Raw genomic sequence first — 24,568 nt, 5'->3', positions numbered from 1 at the left:
TGATCGATAATTAACCGTTATGGTCGTAGGGAGATAAAGAAAGAGAAGAGGGGCCTCAACCCGACATCCCGGAGGAGAGATCGGGTGAGGTGTAAGATAGCTCAGGCCGTTACGGTGATCGTCTGGCCGGCAAAGCTGACGGTTTGACCGGCCACGATTTTGCAGCGTTTGCGGGTTTCCACCGCGCCATCAACCTTTACCTGCCCTTCGGCAATGGCAATTTTCGCCTGGGCGCCGCTTTCACTCCAGCCTTCCAGTTTCAGCAGATCGCACAGTTCAACGTGAGGATGCTTGCCTAAAGAAAATGTCGCCATGTTAGTTGTCCTGAGGATCGTGATATTCAACGCACGCCTGTAGCGTGTTTTCGATAAGGGTGGCGACCGTCATTGGTCCCACGCCGCCCGGTACGGGCGTAATGTACGAGGCTCGCGCGGCAGCGTCGTCAAACACTACGTCGCCGACAACCTTGCCATTTTCCAGACGATTGATGCCGACATCAACCACGATAGCGCCTTCTTTGATCCACTCACCCGGAATAAAGCCCGGTTTACCGACGGCAACAATCAGCAGATCGGCATGCTCAACGTGGTGACGCAGATTTTTGGTGAAGCGGTGGGTCACCGTGGTGGTGCAACCGGCCAGCAGCAGCTCCATGCTCATGGGGCGCCCCACGATGTTAGAGGCGCCAATCACGACCGCATTCAGACCGTAGAGATCGATGTTGTAACGCTCGAGCAGAGTGACAATCCCGCGCGGCGTGCAGGGGCGCAGACGCGGGGCGCGCTGGCACAGGCGACCGACGTTGTACGGATGAAAACCATCCACGTCTTTATCCGGATCGATACGTTCCAGCACTTTGACATTATCGATGCCTGCCGGAAGCGGCAACTGCACCAGAATACCGTCGATGGTGTTGTCGGCATTGAGCGTATCAATCAGCTCAAGCAGTTCCGCCTCGCTGGTGGTTTCCGGTAGGTCATACGAGCGGGAGACGAATCCCACCTCGTCACAGGCTTTACGCTTGCTTGCCACATAAATCTGTGAGGCCGGGTTGCTGCCTACCAGGACTACAGCCAGGCCCGGGGCTCGACGTCCGGCGGCAATACGCGCCTGAACTTTTTGAGCAACCTCAGAGCGCACCTGCTGCGCAATCGTTTTACCGTCAATAATCTTTGCTGCCATCAGAGAGAGGATTCCATCTGTTACTACACGTCAAAGGGGATGGCGCTATTTTGTCAGAAGTGAAGACGGTTGTCAGTTACCGCTTTCTGTCAGGGTGGTTTTAAGCGGCGATCCGCCTGGAGGGGGAGGGGACAGGAAAAGCAGGATGCTCACAACTCAAGCAGTTGAGAGGAAAGCCATTGACCGTTAAGGTTGTGAACGTATAATACCGACCAGTTTTGTATCAGTCCGCATTGCAGTTCACTGCTCCCTTAGCTCAGTTGGATAGAGCAACGGCCTTCTAAGCCGTCGGTCACAGGTTCGAATCCTGTAGGGGGCGCCATTTCGAACAAACGTTAGTGGTCATTCCCTCCTTAGAATAAGGCGCGAGGGTTCCATTTTAAAACAGCTTAGATCCTTGTTAACTAAAATGTTTCATTGGTTTTCTTGCACCTAAGTTGCGAAAGAGTCGGTTTTGCACCATTGGTAACCTCTTCTGAGGTGATATCAAATAAATACGCCTGTCGCTTAACTGCAGCGTCCACTCTGTACAGTGCCGTCAAATAACCAGCTTGATATTTGTCACAGCATCCCCTGCCAGAAGATTGTCTCTCTGTCATTGTTTCGGTGATTAAATCCTGTAAAATCTCTGCTGTGGTGATATAAAAACTTTCATATTTGTTAAATTCGGTCATCCCTGGAACCTCAGCCCCGTTGTCATTCGAGGAAATATAAACTCCGGCTTCATGCAGTACTGCCGAATAAAGTGTTTTGGTAGTCTGATGACAAAAATATTTTAGCCGCTCTTTACAAGTGAAAGATGACTGAGGCCGCAGGCATTGAGCGACCGGATAATATCTGAAACGTTATCGTCTACATGCCATCAATAATAGGTCACAAACATATTCACCTTTCCGGTCACCGGGCCGGTGTAGTTATTGCCACCGCGAGTAACGGGTCCCCGCTGGACATAGCGCACCCCGAAAGAAGCCGTGTCCGGACTGGTGAATCCGGTATCAGACGGGTCTGTTTTTATGTTACCTTTTGCCCCGACATTGGTTCTATATACAGTGGGAGCTTGACCTGTCTGGTGGACATCCAGTCGGTTGCCGCCGTAGGTCATCTCCAGTTCCAGTCCGTCAATTGGCTGACCGCCTGCGCTGTCATACAGACTGATATTGCGGTTTGAAAGCGGGCTGGCCCCGGTATCCTGAAAGCTGAATTCCACATTATCAACTTTACCGGAGCACTCAAGGTTAATGCCGACTGGCGTGGTGTCGCCGGTAAAGGGTAACCCACCTCCGACAGAAACAGCGGGAGACGTTCTGTTCACCCAGTATCCTATATTCACCTGATAGTCCGTTGCACCACGTAGTCTGCATGATGGAAGTTGTATCGTAATACCAGCGCCACCAAGATAAACACCTGGATTAGTGAATCCATGCTCCGTCGGAGATAATGATAAAGCCCCGGCCCCCGGGATACTTAAAGGACCTGAGTACGTAACATTTCCTGTTTTAACCAGTTCACCCCTGACCGAGAAATAAACGCGACCTGATAATATTTGCGTTATATTATAAGGACTGCCGGGAACGTTGCTGGCTGCAAAAGTACCGGAGTGCAGTTCCGCCAAAAAATAACCTCTGAGACCGTTTAGTATAATTTCACTACCCGCAGAGGGATTGTGAAGGTCCACGCTATTATAATCTCTAATATCGAGACCTGCCTCATATCCTCCGCCCGTCATTGCAAAGTTATTATTCTGGTAATACGTATCCTCTGATATTTTTACATAAATTTTTAAACCGATACCGTCCACTGATGTTTTGTAGATGCCCGGAGATGACAGGATACTACTGTCATTAATTAATAAACCTGTTATAAAAAAACGAGGAGAATTCGTTCGGACTCCGGTATTCGACCTGACAGTATTTGAGCCACTGGTCACACCGGAAGACTGACACTCAAACCCAAACCGGGGTAAAAATTCCTCGTATCCCCAGGAGTGCAGTACTGTTCCGACAGGTAGGTGATTATCCACAATGAGCGCCAGCGGCCGCTCGAAAGGCCTGTTGCTGGGGTAGGTAAACGTGCAACTACCGGCAGGTTGTCCATAGGCGGCGGGATACTGGTTGTCATCCCAGGTATAATCAAAATGATAGGTATAAGCCGCAACAGTCTCCCTGCACAACCCGGCCAGTATCAGTACCGGCAGTAGCGCCCGTGCCGGCCGCCGCCACAGCTTCATCCCTGCGTCCTTCATAACTGTACCTCTGTTGTCAGCACATCCGTCTCACCGCCGTAGTCATTCATCGCACTGTATGTCAGCGTCGCCCGTTTTCCCTTTAGCCTCTCTGGCACCGTGTAACATCGGCTTCCCAGCGGCAGTGTCATCTCTATTCTGTCCTCCGGCGTCACCCCCGCACCTCCGCCCGCCTTCAACTCAAGGCGACCGAAGCTCACATGGTACGGTGTTGGATTGTCCGCCTTCAGGCAGCTACCACCATCCTCCACCGTCCAGCGTAACGACTTCACTGCCTCTGACGCCTCTCCCTTCAGTCCCGCCGGACGCACAAACACCTTTAGTCGGTTACGGATGGCGATAATCAGCTTGTTATCCTTACTGTCCTTCGCCTTCGGCGGGATTTCCTGTATCGACAACCAGTACGCCGACTCACGGTCCTGCGGGATTTCCGCGGGGAGCACTACCAGGCGCAGACGTCCGTCCTGACCCCCACCCACCTTCATCACCGGCGGCGTCAGGACCAGGGGCAGGTTGTTCTCGTTTCCCTTCAGGTCTTCCAGCCAGGACTGGACGAGATAGCTTTCCTGGCTCTCGTTCTTCACTTCTATTGCCGTCTCTTTGTCTGCGGCATACGCCACTATCCGCGTCAGTGCTGGCCGCACCGCCGCCGCAGCATCTGCCGGAAGGATCCATACGCCTGTCAGAACGGCAATACCTGCCGCCTTCTTCATTCTGTTTACCGTTGTCTGTGACATCATTTCCTCCTTTACTGACCCTGCCACGGGGTTCCCGCTTTTCATCCGTTCTGACTCGTTACCGGCAGTTCACCGGTATCCGCGTGTGCCACTGTTCTGCTGCCGGTTTCGGCAGACTGAACCGGCACTGCCGTTTTTCCTGACCCCATGACACAATGAGCGTCTCATCCCGCCGCGCATCGAGTCCCGTCAGGTAGGTCAGCCCGTTATTGCCCACAATGCCCGCCTCTTCATTCTGACCTTCCACCCTGACCATGGCACCCACCGGCACCGTGTGCGACCCGCCGATAACCACCATCGCCCGGCGGCCCACACGTGTGGCGAAGCGCAGCAGGATCGCCGCCCCCTCCGTTGGCACCACCTTCCGTCCGGTCTCCGGCAGTTCAACCGTCTGCGCGTCCGTGGTGTCCAGACTCACAGTGTTATAACGATAAGGACTCAGATGGTTGATGATCGCACGGCCCCACCGGTCTGTTTTGTTCCCCCCCGGCACACCGATATCTGCTGCGCCCGGCGTCTCCACAATACCGATGGTGTCCCCCATCCGCGGTGCCAGAATTGCGCCTCCCTTATACAGCAGCACCCCGCCCGACATCCCCGCCGAGAACTGGTCCGCGTATGAACTGTGGCTGAGTGTGGAGTTCAATGAGGCCAGGGATGTGCGGTACCCTAGTGAGGCGGATTCACTGTAACGGTTACGCGGGTCCTTCTGCACATTCAGCCCCCAGTTGAAGGGGCTGGTCTGGCTGCTGCCTGACAACCCCAGTGACTGGCTGTAGTGCTGGTCACTGTCACGCACAAGGTTGTAACTGGCCTGGACGTTACTGCTTCCCCGGCCCAGCGGCATACTGACGCTGAGGTTGAGCATATTGTCATCATAGTCACCGCCGTTTTTGGTATACGAATATGACAGGCTGACACTCGCCTTTCCCAGCATGAAGCCATAACCGGCAGACGCGCTGGTACTCCGACGCGAGGTGCCGTAGTAACGGTCCTGACTCAGGGTAAGATACAGGCTGCCGTAGTCCTGCATCCCCTGGTTGATGTTGACCTCAAGCCGGCTCCGGCGCCGTTTGTTCCACAGGGCATCCCCCGACTCGTAGTATTCATCCGGCTTATAAAGGGTCCCATCGTAGCCGTATGCGGGTTCCCGCTTACGGTACGTATTGCGGCCGGTGAATTCGTCAAAGGAGAGAAAGTGCTCAGAGCGGTACTGGTAGCCGAGAATGCGAAGACCGGTGTTTGTGCTGTCAAACTGTCTGGCATACAGCATGCGTACCGCACTGCCGTTACGGGTTTCCCTGTCCTCTCCCCGAGTAAGTGCCAGGGAATAACGCGACTGCGCCAGGTCCAGCGCGAAAGCGCCGATGCGCCCCACGTTCCAGGCAACTCCCACGGCAAGGGACTGGTAATGCGCCGCCCCCAGTCCAGTGGTGTTGAGCGTGAATGCTTCAAACCCCCGCTCCAGACTGACTGCCCCCAGCAAGGGGCGGTCACTCCCGCCGCTGTTCCGGTATTCCCCCGCGGACAAGCTGTAACGCATTGCCCCCGGTCGTATCATGTTCGGCAGCGAGGTATAGGGCACGGTGAACTGCTGGCGAGTGCCGTCCGTTTCTTCCACCGTCACTTCGAGGTCGGCCCCCGTCTGTCCGGCGTACATGTCATCAATGGCAAAGGGACCGGGCGTCAGCGTCCGACTGTCGATAATGTGTCCTCGCTGGCGGATGATAAGTCGGGCGTTGGTGCGGGCGGTTCCGCGGATAACGGGGGCATAACTGAACTGCGATTCCAGCATCATGCGCTCGCTGGTCCGCAGGGTGACGCCCCGCAGGGGAATGACCCCCATGATATTGCCGGCGGTGTACGTGTAGATATCACCAACGGAGAGTCGTGCCCGCAAGGGTATGATGTTGCGCTCCGCATACAGCCGGTCGTGATTTTTCTGCCAACCCTGCCAGGGATTTTTGATGAAGGTGTCAAAACTGTACAATCGCCAGGGGCCGGCACTGGCCGTGCTATTCAGGCTCACGAAGGCACTATTGCGGGTATTGTGATCGTCAGAATGCCTCGAATTTTTCTGTCGGCTGCTGTAGAAATACCCGCTGTAAGCCGTTCTGAGCGCCGGCGTGCCGTCATCCCAGAGGACTGGCGGCACCATCTGAAAGCGTTGACTGCTGACCGCTTCTTGGGGCAGGGTCAGGCGCAGTTGCTGGCGCGCATCATCGTAGAATACCCGGGCGGCAGGAATGCGCTGTGCGGGATCGTCGCAGACGGCGGGGCGGGTATCGTCGTTATCGTCCTCTTTTAGTTTGGTCTGCCAGTTGTCATACAGCTCCGTCTTCACCCCTGCTTCACTAAGGAGATAGCGGGTCAGGCAGGGCCTGACCTCCCCGGATTCGTGGTCAGCGACAAAACGGATATCGCGGGCGTCCACAATGCGGTCATTCACCACCACCTCGACGTGCTTCATTCCTGGCGTCAGCGTGTTTTTGTAGCGAAAGATATCCGGCGATGCGCCGTTTTTATCCCGGCGCAGGAAAATACTCTCATACTCGCGGTCGCTTTCCTCCGCCTGGGCGACACAAGAAAACGACAGCAATACGGATGCAGCCAATAATGACAGTGTGTGCCTGGCAGCTGAGCTTCCCTGAGTCATGCACTTACTCCCTCACGAGTCTTGTCCTGTCCTCTGCCGCCGGGGTAGTCAACTGACCACCCCGGGGTATGTGTCGTGGTTACGCCTGTCAGAAATAAGAAATCACGAAATCCGCCACGCCGGTGACATTCCCGGCAGTGACGCCAGTTGACAGTGACTTGTAGGCCGCTTTGTAGTTCAGTGTCAGCGGTCCCGGAGTACCGACCGGCAGGGCCAGACCCGGGTCGGTGTTCGTCCCGCCGTTCAGGTCAATCTGGGTGACGCCACTCTGCTGCATAATGGCCACCGCAACATTGGTGGCCGGAGTGGTGGCTGCCGTATTAGCCATTACGTGTGCATCACCTGCCGGACTACTGGCGGTGGTGAACAGGGTACGGACGTTGTTCAGACCCGCAATCGCGGCGCAGCCGGTGAGTTGGATGGAGAACGGGGTCTGACCGGCGTAAGTGCCGGCTGCCGTGTTCAGCGTGTCGGCAGTGACTGGTGGCAGCGTCAGCGTGGCGTTGATGGGCGTGCCCGGTGTGCCGGCCACAGTGGAGTCTGCCGTGACAGAAGCGATGGCAGTACAGGCCGAGTTGGTCACTGTACCGTTAAAGGTGATGGTGCCGTCCGCTGCCTGAACAGCGGCGCTGCCCAGGGTCGTAGTAATGGCGGTGGCCAGAAGATATTTCGTCAATTTCATAAAACAAACTCCATGTTATTAACACACACAAATTACCTGCCGGAGACGGTTCCGGCGGGTAACATATTCCGGATGCCTGCGAGAAGCATCTTCCGGTTAACGTCGGATAATTCCCGTCATCTGCTGGTGATGAAACAACATTCCTGGCAGAAAATCCCTGTCATATCCCGGCATAGCAGAACGCCGGTGGCGTGGCCGTCACTGAGACCATACGTTTTCATGGTGCTGAGTTTCAGCGCGTAGAGGTATTTCGTGGTCACTTTCATTTTCTCCTTGAGGAGAGGAAGTGAATATCCGCGACACAGATAGTGAAACAGAAGGCGCTGTGACTGCGTAATACCCCGCTGAATAGGTTCGCTGGCAGCTGCGCGGGAAAGAATATCTGCCAGGGTATATTGTCCGGTACGAAAAGGAATTACCCAGGGGAATTTCCTTTGATTCTGATACCGTCCATCATTTTTAGTCCGCAGCAGAATAATCACCCGACAGTATGCTACCCAGGGTGACTGCAATATGTGTTGCCGTCGGGTAATATCAGCAATATTAACGACCACAACATCACCGCTCTGTGGGTGTTTTTTATCAGATAACATACCTGCGTGATGAAGAATGCGCTTTTTTCTTCCGGGGAGATTAATTCCAGAAACGCCCTGAAGAAAAAAAGAATCATCAGAGATAAAGTGATATTCCATTATAATTCTCCCTGCCCGTAATTTTCCCTGTGTCAGGGATTTTCAGACGGAAGTGTAAAACGATAATTTGCGAATTTAACAATCGTTTTAAACGATCGATACTTACCTATGCAATAGTTAACGCATATCGATCTGCGACTATCGATCGTTATAGTCGATTATTTTAAGAGCTAAAAAAAACCGATTACAAATGAGAAAATAACATGGAAAAATCTTATAAAATAGCCAAAATTATTTAATAAAAACCATGGTGTAATTTCTTAAGTCACACTCTGTAACCCCTTAAAATACAGGAGTCAGTACAGATAAAATATTCCACGGATAACCATTACGAGCAGCCACGCTGTCCGGTGGAATGTAAGGGAAGGTATTGGTGAAAAACACGACAGCAGGAGCGCGGAAAGGAAAAGTAATAATGATTAACGTTCTCAAATAAATGGATACAAAACAGAGTAATTTATTGCTGATTTCATGATATAAATCAAATTTCCATTTCTTAAATGGTTTTTCGGACGGGCATTTTTTAACAACGTTATGACGTCATTGCAGTGTCTGATTGCTGTAATCTTTATCATTTCTGGCAGGACTGTAATGGGCCGCATACCATATTATTATGTTTTCTGTTCGAATCCTGTAGGGGCGCCATTAGAACTCAACGATTAAACCATTTCCTCCAGCCTCCATATTTCCTTCATGGGACATATTTGGGGCATCGTCGTTAAAATCGAGTCAACTTGAGGCTCGAAACCGTCTAAGACCTCCAGTTTATCCAATTCCATTTGGGAAACACGGTCTGAGCAACCCTGAACCTGATACCTAAAGGCTGAAGCTGATTTCCACTGATGGTGTACTGCGCTGCGCCTCACCATGATAGACGGCTTCAATGTTGTTACCATCCGGGTCAAGTACGAAAGCCGCGTAGTACCCAGAGTGGTAACGGCGTTCGCCAGGTGCTCCGTTGTCACGTCCCCCATGCGTCATTGCTGCATGATAAAAGGCATCCACCATCTCACGATCGTTGGCCTGGAAGGCCAGATGATGACGTCCTGTCGGTACTCCCAGTGCTCCTGCGCTTTTCACCGACGATACGACCAGTTCGTCTGCCCAGAAATAATCGTCCGTTGTGCTTACGATCGGGATTTCCAGTGTCGCCAGGACGGCAGTGTAAAACGCTTTGCTGGCGTTAAAGTCGTTAACCACGAGCTGGATATGGTCGATAAGTCTGCCACGATGGAGTTGATACGTTTTCATAAATTCATTTCCCTTCCTTTTACCGTCATTTTTGCTGGTATTTATTCTTTATCAGGAAAAAACAAATCTCAATTTTATCTTTCGGCGATTTCTTATCTGTTCCTATTAATACGGAGAGTTAAACGTTCATCACCATGACAGAAAGACCATCCGGAAAACCGGATAGTCTTTTTGCGCTTTGGAGATATAGAGGCACGTAGCCCGCATTTACTCGCTATTCCGGTTCTGACGCCTTGCGTAAAAACGGGGTATACGATACTGCCATGATGATCCCTTCCGGACTGAGAAAGCGGGTGACCGTTTGTTCCCAGGGTTCCTCCTGCATACAGGTCAACAAGTTACATCCACTTTCCTTTAAAATATCGGAGGCGGATTGTATGTCGTCAACTTCAAATTCGAGCCAGGCCTGGGGAACAGGTAAACTGGCAGGCCATTCAGATGAACCAAAACAAGAGAGGGCCACTTTATCCAGCGGCCAGACGGCAAAATACTTCATGCCAGGGATGTTTTGCGAATGCAGATATCCGTCATAACCGTCAATAGTTTCAAGCGGCAGTTGCAGTATGTCTTTATATAAAGACGCACTTTCCTCTGGATTTGTCGTGACGGGACCAAACCCGGCGACAAATAACACATTAATTCCTTTCAGGATGCTGGACATAGTCACCTCATAGTTTTGAAGCGTGATTACATTGTTATGCACGAACCGCACAATAATAAAATTTCTGCAGTTGATGAGGAGAAAGGTACAATATAATCCTGACTCCTCGTTGTAAAAAAGGGACATTTCTATGAGGGAATATCAAAATTTACCGCGTCGCCGCCCAGAGGCTGCATCAACAACGCGTTGCTACCGCGTCATCTGAACCGCAATGAACACCTTCTCAGGCGGACTGAAACACATTGTCGGTAACCGACACTGCGCGGCGACGCAGCTCTTTTTCGCGCCGTCTGAGCCGTTACGTCACATCGTTTCCCACTATACCGTGCAATTACGCTGCGATTGTGAGCCACAGCCACAGCAGCCATTGACGATTGTTCCTGACGCCAGCGGCTGCCTTGTTTTCACTCTAACTAACGGGCGTCTCCAGCAGCTCTTTTGGGGGCCTGGCAGCCAACCGCACCAGGTTTCGCGGGACTTCAACACGATCGCCATGCGGATTCTGGTTGAGTTTCTGCCCGGTGGCGCGTTTGGGCTTTTGGGCAGTATGCCTTTATATGAATTACAAAACAGGCAGTATCTTCTGGGGACCATCGCCCCTTCTCTGGAACGGTTATTTCTTCCTGTTATCGAATTGCATCACGAATCTTACCCGCTTCTGCTTCAGGCCATCGACGAAGTATTAGTCCGTCATGCAGGCATAGCCACTGAAAACATGCTATTGCAGCAGGTACTTGCTTGTTCTTCCTCCGTGTATGGCATGCTTCGTCTTAATGCTCTGAGCGATATAACATCTTACAGCACCCGACATATCAATCGGTTATGCCAGGCGAGAATCGGCTTGTCGTGGAAGTCGTTTGTCAGAATCCTCAGAATCAACGAAGCGTGTCGTCGCATCAATCGGGGAGGGGATGTGCTCCGAACTCTTGCCTGTGATCTGGACTATCACGATCAGGCTCACTTTACCAAAGACTTCAAAGCGCTCTGTGGGGTAACGCCATCCGACTATCAACGGAACCTGTCGGACTTTTATCACGAAGAAACGAAATTGTGTGCGCATTTGCCTGACAGGTATGCCCATTGCAAATAATCAAGACGGCATAACCCGCTTTTTATACCTCATGCGGATAAACCCCCTTTGACCCGCAATGAAGAGGGGGCGAAGGATCCGCCCCCTGGTTCATCAATGTCGTTTATCAGAACGACGCTTTAATGCCCAGTATCGCTGAGGTATCGCTACAGCCCTTATCACCCACCTGCTGCGCAACGTTACCCCACAGCGTCACATTTTTAGTCAACTGGCCTTCAACACCGGCTTTCACTTCACCAATGTTGCGGCTGCCGGCTAAATTCACATCCTGACTGCTCAGCGAGGCGCCGAAGTCTTTGGTGTTGTGGATCCAGTTCACCTCCACAAACGGCTGGACGTTGCGGTCTTTGCCCGCATCCAGCCTGTTGTGACCGTGACCATACAGACGGACGCCGACATGAGACTGCAAATTACCATCGCCTTTGCCTTCAACACGGGTACCGTTGGCTTCCTTTACAAGAGACGGGTATCGCGTTTAATTAACAACGCTGTGGAGCCACCTCATTTCAGGATGATACCTGGGCTGATTCTGCTGCAGAGCAAAAGAAAAGGAGGGGGATCGGTGTTGTTGCCAGGCGATTTGTTCGTAGAGGGGGTATTAACATAGGCTTCTCGCTCAATGCGACCTGTATAAGAAGTCTTAGCGTAAGATCTTATCCGTTACCCAAGAGGCCTCTGGTGGGGTCAGGGGTATTTGGTTTTGCTATTACTCATCAATCCGTTGTTGTCTAAACTGGAAAGAGGTAGGGCTTGTCTTTCTGGGCTGCGTAGGCCGGATAAGGCGTCGCCGGCATCCGGCATACCGATAAATACATTATTCTCTATGAAAATTTGAGATATCGATCGTATTTTCTTTCACTGCATCCATCGCAGAAATAAACGCATTTTCATGATCTTCCTCTTCCGCACGCGGTAGAGAGTTACCGTAAAAACGCCCATTTTTATGGATAGCCAGAGAATCACTTTTCACCTGACCATTCACAACACCCTGTGCATTAATACTGACCTCGCCACCAATACAGTTTCCATTCAGCACGCCATCAACGGCGATAGCGTAAGCAATAATGTCACCTTCAACGTGTCCACTTTTTAGAATATGGACAGTTTTCTCTGAGCGAATAATGCCGTCTATACGACCGTTAACGTGAATATCGCTGGTTGAGTTCAGTTCGCCCTTAATAATGCAGGTTTCAGGAATGACAGCAACGGAGGGACTCATCTGCACATTGTGCGAGGGTTTTACGGTGAGTTCAACGTCGTCGCCCAGGTAGGAAACCTGGGATGAATCAAGAGAAGATGCAATGTTAATATCTGCGTTGGTATCAGCAAACGCTGTGTTTTGCGCTTTACGTTTAAACATGGTTCGGATCCTCATCGATGATGAAAGTAAATAAACGGCATAAATTAAACCGCAGCTTAAAATAATTACAGCAATAATCTTCCATCGCGATTTTAACGTGATGTAAAAGTGTTGATCACCTACGCCGTAATGTATAATGAGGTAAAGCCAAAGCCCCCAAACAAGCCACAGGAGGTTATATTGCATAATCTTTCACGTAATCTCCTGTTTGTATTTATCACTGTTAATATGTATTGCAACGGTACCATTCAGCGATTCATTCCACAATGAAAAACAAACTATGTTTTATTTTGGTTGCAATAATTAAAATTTCATCTATTTAAAAAATATCAACGCAACATTAACAATAATGAAAAAAAAGAGGGCTGAATAGTAAGCTCCTGATTGTTCATTGCAAGGTCTGAGATAATTTTTCCCAGGATGCTTAAGGATTATTAAAAGAGTAATTTTTCGGATTTTTTTTCTTTTTCAGTAAAAAATTTTGTGCAGTAGTTTGAAGTTTTGGCGATGAAGTACCGTCAGGGCAGGGATTGCCCGCTGGATACCGTGCAATTTTTCTCGGGCAGAAGAGCGAAGAATGACGGTCAACCACGTTGCCACAGAGGCTGATTTGCAAAGGTCAGAATGTGATTTAAATGTGATAAAAATGTAGTGATGAAAAATGAGTCAAGATAAGCGGCTGTTTTTTTAGGATGAATCCTGGAGTCTACAGTGCTTAAGATGGGCGCAGCGTGAAGAGGTGCAGGCCAGTCAGACCTGCTCTTTCGGCAAACTCAGAATAAAACGGGTAACGCTGGCATCCGAGGTCACCGACACTTTTCCGTGGTGCGCTGTCACAATGGATTTCACGATGGCCAGGCCAATACCGCTCCCTTCTCCTTTGCGCTGGCGGGACGGATCGACGCGATAAAAGCGATCAAATAACCGTGGCAGATGTTCGGCGGGAATAGGCGTTCCCGGGTTTTCAATGATGATGTGCACCTGGTCGTCCGCCTCTTTCAGTCGGACGGTGATCGTCTGACCCGGCGGCGTGTAACGCATCGCGTTGGAGAGGAGATTGCTTATCGCCCGGCGCAGCATACCGGGATCGCCGGAAACCAGGCAGGGACTCCCTTCAAAATGCAGTCCGACCTCCCGCTCTTCCGCCAGCGCTTCAAAAAAGTCGAACACTTTACCGACTTCATCTGCCAGATTGAGCGCTTTTTTCTCCGGGATCAGTTGGTTGTTATCGGCCTGCGCCAGAAACAGCATATCGCTGACCATTTTCGCCATATGACTAAATTCTTCGAGGTTGGAATAGAGCACCTCTTCCAGTTCCTTCTGACTACGGGGCTGGCTGAGAACAATTTCCGTCTGCGTCACCAGGTTGGTGATAGGGGTTCGGATCTCATGGGCAATATCGGCAGAGAAATTGGACTGGCGGGTAAAAACGTCCTCAATACGCTCGATCATGTGATTAAAAGAGAGCACCAACCGTTCCAGTTCAATAGGGACCGATTGGGGATCCAGACGTACGTCGAGATCTTTCGAAGTGATGTTTTGAATTTGCCGACTGACGCTGCGGATCGGTTCGTGGCCTTTATAAACGGCAAACAGCACGATAAAAATGATCAACATGCTGATGATCGAGGCGGTCATGATCAGCTTGTTTTTCAGGTCGTTAATGTAATGCAGATGAAAATCGATCGATAGCGCCAGATACAGGGTATAGGCCGGTTTACCCTCAACCAGCGGCCCGACCGGCAGGCGGATCATGCGCCAGGTGGAATGCGTACCGTGGCCTGCCATCTGCATCGACGGACCATTAATTAAATAAACATTGCCACCCGGAACAGTTTTATCCGGCGTGGCTTGGGTAAGAAACTGCCGGATATCCGGCACATGAGGGGAATGAAAGAGCGCCTGCTGGTTGGCATCTTCCAGCGAAATGATCACGTTTGAGTAACCGGCCACGACGTTTTTCAGGATCTCCAGACGACGGGATTCCGGTTCGTCGGAAGGGCTGAGGATACGTTCAAGGGTGGCGCTAATTTCGGTTAAGTCGTTAATGTCCTGTTCGGCAAAATGCACTTTTACTGACTGGACCATTATCCAGGTAAAGGCAAAAAAGGAGGCAATGGTCGCGAGGCTGATAAAAAAAGTCAGACGCGTCGCCAGCGAAAAAGGTCGGGAAAGTCGCTTACTGACCATCCGGCACCTCGAGCACATACCCCACGCCACGCACGGTCTGAATCAGCTTAGGTTCAAAGTCGTTATCAATCTTACCGCGCAGACGCTTCACGGCCACGTCAATGGCGTTGGTGTCGCTATCGAAATTCATGTCCCACACCTGAGAGGCAATCAGCGAGCGGGGCAACACCTCTCCCTGGTGGCGCAGAAAAAACTCCAGCAGGGTAAATTCTTTGCTGGTGAGCGTGATGCGCGTTCCGCTACGACTCACTTTGCGACTCACCAGGTCAACCGTCAGATCGGCCACCTGAAACTGGCTTTCGACAATCACCGCCGCTCCCCGGCGCAGCAGCGTTCTGACGCGCGCCAGCAGTTCGGCAAAAGCAAATGGCTTAACCAGATAATCATCTGCCCCTAACTCCAGTCCTTTCACCCGGTGTTCGATCGTGCCCAGCGCGGTAAGCAGCAGAATCGGCATACCTTTATTGGCGGTGCGCAGCATCCGGACGATGTCCCAGCCGTTGACGTCGGGCAGCATGATGTCAAGAATGAGCAGGTCGTATTCACCGGTCATCGCCAGGTGGTAACCATTCAGACCATTGTCGGCAAGATCGACAACAAAGCCTGCTTCCGTCAGCCCTTTGGTCAGGTATTCACCGGTCTTTTTCTCATCTTCGACAATCAAAATCTTCAACACGTCCTCCTTCACCACGCGAATGTCATGGGGCCCCTCAATTCTAGAGAAGCCAGATCGGATAGCAATCGCATTCTGGGAAAATGACAGCTTTGTCATTTTGCTGTCACGGGTTGAACAGAGAGCACCAGGTAAAGTTGCTGATATCAACCCACATGAAAATCAGGCTTATGCGTAATTTTAAGCTCCTCACGCTCTCGATGGCGTTACTGCTGGCAGGATGTTCACTCGCACCAGACTATCAGCGTCCGGCGCTCCCGGTGCCGCAACAGTTTTCTCTGAGTCAGAACCAACTGGTGGCGTCGCCAGCGGGTTATCAGGACAGCGGTTGGCGGCAGTTTTTCGTCGATCCGCAGGTGAAAACGTTGATTGATGAGGCGCTGCGCAGCAACCGTGATTTACGCATGGCGACGCTGAAAGTGCAGGAGGCGAGGGCGCAATATCGGGTGACCGATGCCGATCGCTATCCGCAACTGAACGCAGAAAGCAGCGGGAAATGGAGTGGAAAGCTCAAGGGCGACACCCGCAGTACGCGTGAATACGAGGCCGGGCTGAATCTGAGCTTTGATCTGGATTTCTTTGGTCGACTGAAAAACATGAGTGAAGCCGACCGACAGAACTTTTTTGCCAGCGAAGAGGCGCGCCGGGCGGTGCATATCCTGTTGGTGTCCAACGTGGCGCAGAGCTATTTCAATCAGCGTCTGGCCTTTGCACAGCTCCAGGTGGCGCAAGAAACGCTGAGTAATTACGAGCGCGCGTATGCGCTGGTGGAAAAACAGCTGGTCACCGGCAGTACTAACGTGCTGGCGCTGGAGCAGGCGCGCGGCGTGATCGAAAGTACCCGCAGTGACATCGCCAGGCGTCAGGGGGAACTGGCGCAGGCAAACAACGCGTTGCAGCTGTTGCTGGGGAGCTACGGCACGCTGCCGGACGATACGCGACACAACGTCGGCGATCTCAACGGCGTGACGTTACCGCCGTCGCTCTCATCACAAATCCTGTTGCAGCGTCCGGACATTATGGAAGCCGAACATGCGCTGATGGCGGCGAATGCCAATATCGGCGCGGCGCGGGCGGCATTTTTTCCCTCTATTACGCTGACCAGCGGGATCTCCGGCAGCAGCAGCGATCTCTCTACGCTGTTTTCAGCGGCAGGCGGGATGTGGAATTTCATTCCGAAGGTGGAGTTACCCATCTTCAACGCCGGGCGTAATCAGGCCAACCTCGATCTGGCTGAAATCCGCCAGCAGCAGTCGGTGGTCAATTACGAGCAGAAGATCCAGAACGCCTTCAAAGAGGTTGCCGATGCGCTGGCGCTGCGCCAGAGCCTGGCCGATCAGATTCGCGGTCAGCAGCGTTACCTGTCTTCGCTACAAATCACCCTTCAGCGTGCCAGAGCGCTCTATCGCAACGGGGCGGTGAGCTATATCGAAGTGCTGGACGCCGAACGTTCGCTCTTTGCGACGCAACAAACCCTGCTTGACCTTAATTACGCCCGGCAGGTTAACGAAATTACGCTCTATACCGCGCTTGGTGGCGGTTGGCTGGAATAAATCAAATGACATCATGGGAGATTAAAAATGAACACGGTATTTAAAGCAGTCGTATTCGCGGTTTTCTCTACGCTGGCGATTAACGCCCAGGCCAATGAACATCATCACGGCGATATGATGAGCGCCATGCCTGCCGCTGAACAAAGCCCAGTGGTCAGCGCCAGCGGCGTGGTGAAAAGCGTTGATATGGAAAGTAAAAAAGTCACCATTGAACATGGTCCCATTCCCGCGCTGAACTGGCCGGCAATGACCATGCGTTTTACCATCACGCCGCAAACGCAGCTCAACGATATAAAAGCGGGCGATAACGTGGCGTTTACGTTTATCCAGCAGGGCAATCTCTCTTTATTGCAGGATATTAAAAGCCAGTAATTTTCTCTTATTTTAACGTTGAGCATGACCTCATGAAAAATATCGCGCTAATTATCGGCAGCATGATGGCGGGCGGCATTATCGCCGTGGCCGGCTATATGTATTTCGCCGCCGCGCACCCGTCGGCGAATACACCACCTGCCGCGGAAAAAGAAGCCCGCAACGTGCTGTTCTGGTACGACCCGATGTACCCGAATACCCGCTTCGATAAACCCGGCAAATCGCCCTTTATGGATATGGATCTGGTACCGAAATATGCCGATGAAGAGTCTGCCAGCACCGCTGCGCCGGGAGTCCGGATCGATCCGACGCAAACGCAAAACCTCGGTGTGAAAACCGAGGCCGTGCGCCGGGGTCCTCTCACGTTTGCACAAACGTTCCCGGCCAACGTCAGCTTCAACGAGTATCAGTTTGTCATCATGCAGGCGCGGGCCGCCGGATTTATCGATAAAGTCTGGCCGCTGACCGTGGGCGATAAGGTGAAAAAAGGCGCGCCGCTGCTCGAGCTCACCATTCCTGACTGGGTGGAAGCACAGAGTGAATATCTGCTGCTCAAAGAGACCGGCGGTACGGCAACCCAGGTTGAGGGGATTCTGGAGCGACTGCGTCTGGCCGGGATGCCGGATGCGGATATTCGGCGTCTGACCACAACACGCAAAATTCAGACCCGTTTTACCCTTACGGCACCCATTGACGGGGTGATTACCGCCTTTGATTTACGCGCCGGCATGAACATCGCCAAAGATAACGTAGTGGCGAAAATTCAGGGGATGGACCCGGTGTGGGTCACTGCCGCCGTGCCTGAATCCATCGCGTGGCTGATTAAGGACACGTCACAGTTTTCGCTGACCGTTCCGGCGCGTCCGGATAAGTCATTCACCGTCCGCAAGTGGACGCTGCTGCCCAGTGCTGATGCCACCACCCGAACGCTGCAACTGCGTCTGGAAGTAGAGAATCCTGACGAAGCGCTGAAACCGGGGATGAACGCCTGGCTCAATCTGCAAACGGCCAGCGAGCCGATGTTGCTGATCCCGTCTAAAGCGCTGATCGATACTGGCAGCGAACAGCGGGTGATCACGGTGGACGGTGAAGGCCGTTTTGTTCCGAAGACAGTCTCTGTCTTCCAGGCTTCGCAGGGGATGACGGCGATCCGTTCCGGGCTGGACGAAGGCGAGAAGGTGGTTGCCAGCGGCCTGTTCCTGATTGATTCAGAAGCCAACATCTCCGGTGCGTTGGATCGCATGCGCGCACAGCAGCCGTCGGCGACGCCCGTTCATGCGGCCCATGCGCACTGAGGAGAACGCAGATGATTGAATGGATTATTCGTCGCTCGGTTGCCAACCGCTTTCTGGTGATCATTGGCGCGCTCTTTCTCAGCGTCTGGGGCACCTGGACTATCGTCAATACGCCGGTGGATGCGCTGCCCGATCTGTCCGATGTGCAGGTGATCGTCAAAACCAGCTATCCGGGGCAGGCGCCGCAGATTGTCGAGAATCAGGTCACCTATCCGCTGACCACCACCATGTTGTCCGTGCCGGGCGCGAAGACGGTGCGCGGCTTCTCGCAGTTTGGCGACTCGTATGTCTATGTCATTTTTGAAGATGGCACCGATCCGTACTGGGCCCGTTCGCGCGTGCTGGAATATCTCAACCAGGTGCAGGGTAAGCTCCCGGCGGGCGTCAGCGCGGAAATGGGGCCGGACGCCACCGGCGTGGGCTGGATATTCGAGTATGCGCTGGTCGATCGCAGCGGTAAGCACGACCTGGCGGAGCTGCGATCGCTGCAGGACTGGTTCCTGAAATATGAGTTGAAAACCATCCCCAACGTGTCTGAAGTGGCCTCCGTAGGCGGCGTGGTGAAAGAGTATCAGGTGGTGATCGACCCGATGAAACTCGCTCAGTACGGCATCAGCCTGTCGGAGGTGAAGGGCGCGCTGGATGCCTCTAACCAGGAGGCGGGCGGCTCGTCGGTGGAACTGTCGGAAGCGGAATACATGGTCCGCGCCAGTGGGTATCTACAAACGCTGGATGACTTTAATCACATCGTCCTGAAGTCAGGGGAAAACGGTGTGCCGGTGTATCTACGCGATGTGGCGAGAGTGCAGATTGGCCCGGAAATGCGCCGGGGGATCGCTGAACTCAACGGTGATGGTGAAGTGGCCGGCGGGGTGGTCATATTGCGTTCCGGTAAAAACGCGCGTGAGGTGATTTCGGCGGTTAAAAGTAAACTTGAGACGCTGAAAAGTAGCCTGCCGGAAGGCGTGGAAGTGGTGACCACCTACGATCGCAGTCAGTTGATTGACCGCGCCATCGACAACCTCAGCACTAAGCTGCTGGAAGAGTTTATCGTCGTGGCGCTGGTCTGCGCGCTGTTTCTCTGGCACGTGCGTTCCGCGCTGGTGGCGATCATCTCGCTACCGCTGGGGTTGTGCATCGCTTTTATCGTGATGCATTTCCAGGGGCTGAACGCCAACATTATGTCGCTTGGTGGGATCGCAATCGCAGTGGGGGCAATGGTGGATGCCGCCATTGTGATGATCGAAAACGCGCATAAACGACTGGAAGAGTGGGAACATCTGCATCCGGGCGAAACACTTGATAACGAGACGCGCTGGAAGGTGATCACCAACGCCTCCGTGGAGGTTGGCCCGGCGCTGTTTATCAGTTTGCTGATCATCACGCTCTCTTTTATTCCCATCTTTACCCTTGAGGGGCAGGAAGGACGCCTGTTCGGTCCACTGGCGTTCACCAAAACGTATGCAATGGCGGGCGCGGCGTTTCTGGCGATCGTGGTGATCCCTATTCTGATGGGGCTGTGGATCCGCGGTAAAATTCCGGCGGAAAGCAGCAACCCGCTCAACCGTTTTTTGATCCGCATCTACCATCCGCTATTGCTGAAAGTGCTGCACTGGCCGAAAACCACACTGCTGGTGGCGGTGCTCTCGATCCTGACGGTTGCCTGGCCGCTGAGTAAAGTGGGAGGCGAGTTCTTACCGCAGATTAACGAAGGCGACCTGCTGTACATGCCTTCCACGCTGCCGGGGATTTCGGCGGCAGAAGCGGCAAGTATGTTACAGAAAACCGACAGGCTTATCATGACCGTTCCGGAAGTTGCCAGAGTCTTTGGTAAAACCGGGAAAGCGGAGACCGCCACGGATTCGGCACCGCTGGAAATGGTGGAAACCACCATTCAGCTTAAACCGCAGGATCAGTGGCGTCCGGGCATGACGATGGACAAAATCATTGAGGAACTGGACAAAACCGTCCGTCTGCCGGGGCTGGCAAACCTGTGGGTGCCGCCGATTCGTAACCGTATTGATATGCTCTCGACCGGGATTAAGAGTCCGATTGGGATTAAAGTCTCCGGTAACGTACTGGCCGATATTGATGCAATGGCCGAGCAGATTGAAGAGGTCGCCCGAACCGTTCCTGGCGTGACGTCCGCGCTGGCCGAGCGTCTGCAAGGCGGTCGCTATCTCAACATCGACATTAACCGTGAAAAGGCTGCCCGTTACGGCATGACGGTGGGGGACGTGCAGTTGTTTATTACCTCCGCCATCGGCGGGGCGATGGTGGGGGAGACCGTTGAGGGGATTGCCCGTTATCCCATCAATCTACGTTATCCGCAAAGCTACCGTGACAGCCCGCAGGCGCTGCGCCAGTTACCGATCCTGACGCCGATGAAGCAGCAAATTACGCTGGGAGATGTGGCCACAATCAACATCAAGCCGGGACCCTCGATGTTGAAAACCGAGAATGCACGACCCACCGGCTGGATCTACATTGACGCGCGTGACAGGGATATGGTTTCCGTGGTCAACGACCTGAAAAAGGCGATTGCCGATAACGTCCAGTTGAAGCCCGGTACCAGCGTCGCGTTTTCTGGTCAGTTTGAGTTGCTGGAGCGGGCGAACCATAAGCTGAAGCTGATGGTACCCATGACGCTGATGATCATCTTCGTCCTGTTGTATCTGGCGTTCCGCCGCGTCGGGGAAGCGCTGCTGATCATCACCAGCGTGCCGTTTGCGCTGGTGGGCGGGATCTGGTTCCTGTACTGGATGGGGTTCCATCTGTCGGTCGCGACAGGAACCGGGTTTATCGCGCTGGCGGGGGTGGCAGCGGAATTTGGCGTGGTAATGCTGATGTACCTGCGCCATGCCATTGAGGCCGATCCGGCGCTGGACAATCCGCAGACGTTTAGCGCAGAGAAACTGGATGAGGCGTTGTATCACGGCGCGGTGTTACGGGTACGGCCCAAAGCGATGACCGTGGCGGTGATCATTGCCGGTCTGCTGCCTATTTTATGGGGCACAGGGGCCGGTTCGGAAGTCATGAGCCGGATTGCTGCGCCCATGATCGGCGGCATGATTACGGCTCCGTTGCTGTCGCTGTTTATTATCCCAGCAGCTTATAAGTTGATGTGGATGCGTCGTCACCGCAAAATATCACATTAATACCTGCATTATCCGGCCTGTTGTAATCGAGCAGGCCGGATAAAATCACACCTTATGGTATACTTTTTATTCTATCCGACATATTCCGCAATACTGTAAGATGCTTTTTCTGATGATGACGTTTATCCCTTTCTGAATCCCCATCTATTATTTTCTTATTCCCCTGATATTTAATTTTACCGTTACTCCTCAGCAGGTTGTGCATAAAAAACACAAACGTTCATCTTTTATTACGAAAGGTGTAAACCTCTATTTTATATTTCAGGATCGTGCTGTTCATCGCATTTCATTCATTTTTAGGTAATGACTCCAACTTATTGATAGTGTTTTATGTTCAGATAATGCCCGATGACTTTGTCATGCAGCTCCACCGATTTTGAGAACGACAGCGACTTCCGTCCCAGCCGTGCCAGGTGCTGCCTCAGATTCAGGTTATGCCGCTCAATTCGCTGCGTATATCGCTTGCTGATTACGTGCAGCTTTCCCTTCAGGCGGGATTCATACAGCGGCCAGCCATCCGTCATCCATATCACCACGTCAAAGGGTGACAGCAGGCTCATAAGACGCCCCAGCGTCGCCATCGTGCGTTCACCGAATACGTGCGCAACAACCGTCTTCCGGAGCCTGTCATACGCGTAAAACAGCCAGCGCTGGCGCGATTTAGCCCCGACGTATCCCCACTGTTCGTCCATTTCCGCGCAGACGATGACGTCACTGCCCGGCTGTATGCGCGAGGTTACCGACTGCGGCCTGAGTTTTTTAAATGGCGGAAAATCGTGTTGAGGCCAACGCCCATAATGCGGGCGGTTGCCCGGCATCCAACGCCATTCATGGCCATATCAATGATTTTCTGGTGCGTACCGGGTTGAGAAGCGGTGTAAGTGAACTGCAGTTGCCATGTTTTACGGCAGTGAGAGCAGAGATAGCGCTGATGTCCGGCAGTGCTTTTGCCGTTACGCACCACCCCGTCAGTAGCTGAACAGGAGGGACAGCTGATAGAAACAGAAGCCACTGGAGCACCTCAAAAACACCATCATACACTAAATCAGTAAGTTGGCAGCATCACCCATTTTTATTATCAAATTTTCGTTAAGTTAGTCCTCTTTTGCGCATAATGCGGGCCACTTTTACACTTCTCTGAATGTTTTTACATATCAATTAATCAGTAAAAATAGCTAAAAACTTAATATCATGCGAAATATCTGAAAGATAATCCCTTATGGTAATCAAAAACCATGAATCGGAGTCATTTTTAGCCATTTATCATTAAACATGAATGAGAAATACCTGAAATATAAAATAAGGATTTTACTATGGGATTTGGGATGGCAAAGGACAATAAATTTGAGATCGTGGCCATTATTCGTGAAGAGCTTCTCAGAAAAACCAAGGTGGAACTGAAATTTAAAGATACCAGCGTGGTCACTCAATTAGAAAAGGTTGACTTCGACTACTTTGTGATTGCCAACAATAGCGAAATCCCACTCTCTCCCATTCAGTCTTTTATCTTGCACAGTAACAGCGGCATTATCAGGTTTAATGCCAGATTCAGTCAGTCACTGACCGATAAACTGGAGTGCGGGCTGGCGTATCGCATCCCGGAGGTGATCTTATTAGTTCAGCGCCGCCAGCACCAACGCTTCTCCTTTTTAAAAGGGTATCAATTTTACTGTTCTGGGCGCTATAAAAATGGTGAGAATTACTCGCTGCAGATTAAAAATATCTCTCGCGGCGGTTGTGCACTGATTGCACAAAAAGTGAATGCCCGCTTTCTTTATAAAAATGCGCTGATCAAAGGGGCATCCCTCGATTTTGAACAATTTGGTTGTCTGCATAGCGATCTCCGGGTTGTCAATGTCGTTACCATTAATGAATTTGATGATAATAATCAGCTTTATTCCTGTCAGCAGATCTCCTGCAAATTTGAATTTAAACATCCCCGTGAGGCGTTGGATGTCGAGAAGGTTATTATTCATTTTTTGATGAGTAACAAATTGAAAAGTTTATAAGGGAGGGTGAACTTTATGTTGATGTGTGGAAATGAAGATTTCGTCGGCAGCAGTGTTTCAACGTATTTAAAGAGTAAAAATGCTGAGGTGACGAGTGTACCCTGGCAGGTGATGGTGGATTACTCCGCACGTTATCGCCATCGGTTGATGATTTTTAATATCATCAGCCACGAACAGTCTTACGCGGATTTTGTGAGTTATTTAAATAAGAGCCGTTTTAAACTCTACGATAATGCGGTGGTGGTGATTGCTGATAGCCGTCTGGCCGCGTTGTGCATTGAGTTGCTGTATGTCGAAAAGGCCATTGTGTTGACCGATAAATCACCACTGCGTGATTTTGGTCGACTGACAACCCTGACGGAGGAGTGCTGGAATCCCCGCGTATTCCGTTCGCAAAAACGACTCAGCGATCGTGAACAACAAATCCTCAGTTTGTTGGTGAGCGGGTATTCGCCAAACGAGATATCGGATCTGATCAGCGTGAGCTATAAAACGATACAGACCCATAAAATGAGGATCATTGTTAAGTTGGGTCTGGCCCATTCTACTGCACTGAATAAACAGATCGTCAGATTCAACCATCCGTTGTCTTTTTTATCCTGAGTTTGTTATCAGCCTGATGGCGCTTCGCTTATCAGGCCTACAGGTGTCACGAGTAACGTGTTGATATTCCAAAGCCTGTAGGCCGGGTAAGGCATAGTCCCAGTTCGACACGTTGTCAGCAATCTGAAATCCCTCCGTATCACAGAGGGATTTTTCATATCA

At 52.0% G+C, this 24,568-nt stretch carries 20 protein-coding genes, 1 tRNA gene and 2 pseudogenes; 8 read left to right on the top strand and 15 right to left on the bottom strand.

From position 1 onward, the window contains the following. Positions 1 to 101: 101 nt before the first annotated feature. Positions 102 to 314 (bottom strand): ribosome-associated protein YbcJ, encoded by a 213-nt coding sequence (ybcJ, locus tag GBC03_23315; protein QFS72921.1) that lies wholly within the window; start codon positions 312 to 314, stop codon positions 102 to 104. A 1-nt stretch (position 315) separates the two neighbouring features. After that, complete coding sequence (folD, locus tag GBC03_23310; protein ID QFS72920.1) at positions 316 to 1,182, bottom strand: bifunctional methylenetetrahydrofolate dehydrogenase/methenyltetrahydrofolate cyclohydrolase FolD; 867 nt, start codon at positions 1,180 to 1,182, stop codon at positions 316 to 318. A gap of 245 nt (positions 1,183 to 1,427) precedes the next feature. Between folD and GBC03_23305 the strand changes: the two genes are divergently transcribed. Beyond that, positions 1,428 to 1,504 (top strand) — tRNA-Arg (locus GBC03_23305). An 82-nt stretch (positions 1,505 to 1,586) separates the two neighbouring features. Here GBC03_23305 and GBC03_23300 read toward each other — a convergent pair. The 8 genes from GBC03_23300 to GBC03_23265 form a co-directional block, all read right to left on the bottom strand. Then, entirely contained in the window at positions 1,587 to 1,856 is a 270-nt protein-coding gene (locus GBC03_23300; protein QFS72919.1) for a hypothetical protein, read from the bottom strand. A 188-nt stretch (positions 1,857 to 2,044) separates the two neighbouring features. Next, positions 2,045 to 3,424 carry a hypothetical protein gene (locus tag GBC03_23295; GenBank protein ID QFS72918.1) on the bottom strand — a complete coding sequence of 460 codons (1,380 nt, stop codon included), beginning with the start codon at positions 3,422 to 3,424 and terminating at the stop codon, positions 2,045 to 2,047. Then, positions 3,421 to 4,206 carry a fimbria/pilus periplasmic chaperone gene (locus GBC03_23290; protein QFS72917.1) on the bottom strand — a complete coding sequence of 262 codons (786 nt, stop codon included), beginning with the start codon at positions 4,204 to 4,206 and terminating at the stop codon, positions 3,421 to 3,423. Before GBC03_23290 ends, GBC03_23295 begins: the two co-directional genes overlap by 4 nt. A gap of 13 nt (positions 4,207 to 4,219) precedes the next feature. After that, positions 4,220 to 6,817, bottom strand: a complete 2,598-nt coding sequence (locus GBC03_23285; GenBank protein QFS72916.1) for a fimbria/pilus outer membrane usher protein — start codon at positions 6,815 to 6,817, stop codon at positions 4,220 to 4,222. A gap of 88 nt (positions 6,818 to 6,905) precedes the next feature. Continuing rightward, the gene (locus GBC03_23280) at positions 6,906 to 7,499 is read right to left on the bottom strand and encodes a hypothetical protein (GenBank protein ID QFS72915.1); all 594 of its coding nucleotides are present in this window, start codon (positions 7,497 to 7,499) and stop codon (positions 6,906 to 6,908) included. Positions 7,500 to 7,615: 116 nt separating this feature from the next. Beyond that, entirely contained in the window at positions 7,616 to 8,191 is a 576-nt protein-coding gene (locus GBC03_23275) for a hypothetical protein (GenBank protein ID QFS72914.1), read from the bottom strand. Between the two features lie 816 nt (positions 8,192 to 9,007). Further along, entirely contained in the window at positions 9,008 to 9,442 is a 435-nt protein-coding gene (locus GBC03_23270; GenBank protein QFS72913.1) for a VOC family protein, read from the bottom strand. A 214-nt stretch (positions 9,443 to 9,656) separates the two neighbouring features. Next, on the bottom strand, positions 9,657 to 10,103 hold the full coding sequence (locus GBC03_23265) for a glyoxalase (GenBank protein ID QFS74108.1): 447 nt from the start codon (positions 10,101 to 10,103) through the stop codon (positions 9,657 to 9,659). A 715-nt stretch (positions 10,104 to 10,818) separates the two neighbouring features. Between GBC03_23265 and GBC03_23260 the strand changes: the two genes are divergently transcribed. Next, entirely contained in the window at positions 10,819 to 11,193 is a 375-nt protein-coding gene (locus GBC03_23260) for a helix-turn-helix domain-containing protein (GenBank protein QFS74107.1), read from the top strand. A 106-nt stretch (positions 11,194 to 11,299) separates the two neighbouring features. Here GBC03_23260 and GBC03_23255 read toward each other — a convergent pair. The 4 genes and pseudogenes from GBC03_23255 to cusR form a co-directional block, all read right to left on the bottom strand. After that, positions 11,300 to 11,644: pseudogene (locus tag GBC03_23255) on the bottom strand (autotransporter outer membrane beta-barrel domain-containing protein). Between the two features lie 363 nt (positions 11,645 to 12,007). Beyond that, the gene (locus GBC03_23250; GenBank protein QFS72912.1) at positions 12,008 to 12,739 is read right to left on the bottom strand and encodes a hypothetical protein; all 732 of its coding nucleotides are present in this window, start codon (positions 12,737 to 12,739) and stop codon (positions 12,008 to 12,010) included. A gap of 564 nt (positions 12,740 to 13,303) precedes the next feature. After that, the gene (locus tag GBC03_23245) at positions 13,304 to 14,743 is read right to left on the bottom strand and encodes a heavy metal sensor histidine kinase (GenBank protein QFS72911.1); all 1,440 of its coding nucleotides are present in this window, start codon (positions 14,741 to 14,743) and stop codon (positions 13,304 to 13,306) included. Further along, entirely contained in the window at positions 14,733 to 15,416 is a 684-nt protein-coding gene (cusR, locus tag GBC03_23240; protein ID QFS72910.1) for a copper response regulator transcription factor CusR, read from the bottom strand. The genes GBC03_23245 and cusR overlap by 11 nt, the downstream gene beginning before the upstream one ends. A gap of 170 nt (positions 15,417 to 15,586) precedes the next feature. Here cusR and GBC03_23235 point away from each other — a divergent pair, with 170 nt between their 5' ends. From GBC03_23235 to GBC03_23220, 4 genes are read left to right on the top strand one after another with little or no spacing between them, the layout of a single operon-like run. Beyond that, positions 15,587 to 16,969 carry an efflux transporter outer membrane subunit gene (locus GBC03_23235; GenBank protein ID QFS72909.1) on the top strand — a complete coding sequence of 461 codons (1,383 nt, stop codon included), beginning with the start codon at positions 15,587 to 15,589 and terminating at the stop codon, positions 16,967 to 16,969. Between the two features lie 27 nt (positions 16,970 to 16,996). Then, complete coding sequence (gene cusF / locus GBC03_23230; GenBank protein QFS72908.1) at positions 16,997 to 17,341, top strand: cation efflux system protein CusF; 345 nt, start codon at positions 16,997 to 16,999, stop codon at positions 17,339 to 17,341. Between the two features lie 32 nt (positions 17,342 to 17,373). Next, positions 17,374 to 18,636, top strand: a complete 1,263-nt coding sequence (locus tag GBC03_23225) for an efflux RND transporter periplasmic adaptor subunit (protein ID QFS72907.1) — start codon at positions 17,374 to 17,376, stop codon at positions 18,634 to 18,636. 11 nt (positions 18,637 to 18,647) lie between these two features. After that, positions 18,648 to 21,794 carry a CusA/CzcA family heavy metal efflux RND transporter gene (locus GBC03_23220; GenBank protein ID QFS72906.1) on the top strand — a complete coding sequence of 1,049 codons (3,147 nt, stop codon included), beginning with the start codon at positions 18,648 to 18,650 and terminating at the stop codon, positions 21,792 to 21,794. Positions 21,795 to 22,108: 314 nt separating this feature from the next. On the opposite strand, the pseudogene GBC03_23215 reads toward GBC03_23220, so the two are convergent. Beyond that, a pseudogene (locus GBC03_23215) lies at positions 22,109 to 22,806 on the bottom strand (IS1 family transposase). Between the two features lie 301 nt (positions 22,807 to 23,107). On the opposite strand from GBC03_23215, the gene GBC03_23210 reads away from it, so the two are divergent. Beyond that, the gene (locus tag GBC03_23210) at positions 23,108 to 23,803 is read left to right on the top strand and encodes a pilus assembly protein PilZ (GenBank protein QFS72905.1); all 696 of its coding nucleotides are present in this window, start codon (positions 23,108 to 23,110) and stop codon (positions 23,801 to 23,803) included. Between the two features lie 15 nt (positions 23,804 to 23,818). Further along, on the top strand, positions 23,819 to 24,406 hold the full coding sequence (locus GBC03_23205; protein QFS72904.1) for a LuxR family transcriptional regulator: 588 nt from the start codon (positions 23,819 to 23,821) through the stop codon (positions 24,404 to 24,406). The last annotated feature ends 162 nt before the right edge of the window (positions 24,407 to 24,568 follow it).

The sequence above is a fragment of the Citrobacter telavivensis genome (assembly GCA_009363175.1).
Lineage (GTDB): Bacteria > Pseudomonadota > Gammaproteobacteria > Enterobacterales > Enterobacteriaceae > Citrobacter_A > Citrobacter_A telavivensis.
Note: the sequence above shows the minus strand (reverse complement) of the source record. Positions and strands in the feature narration are given on the sequence as shown.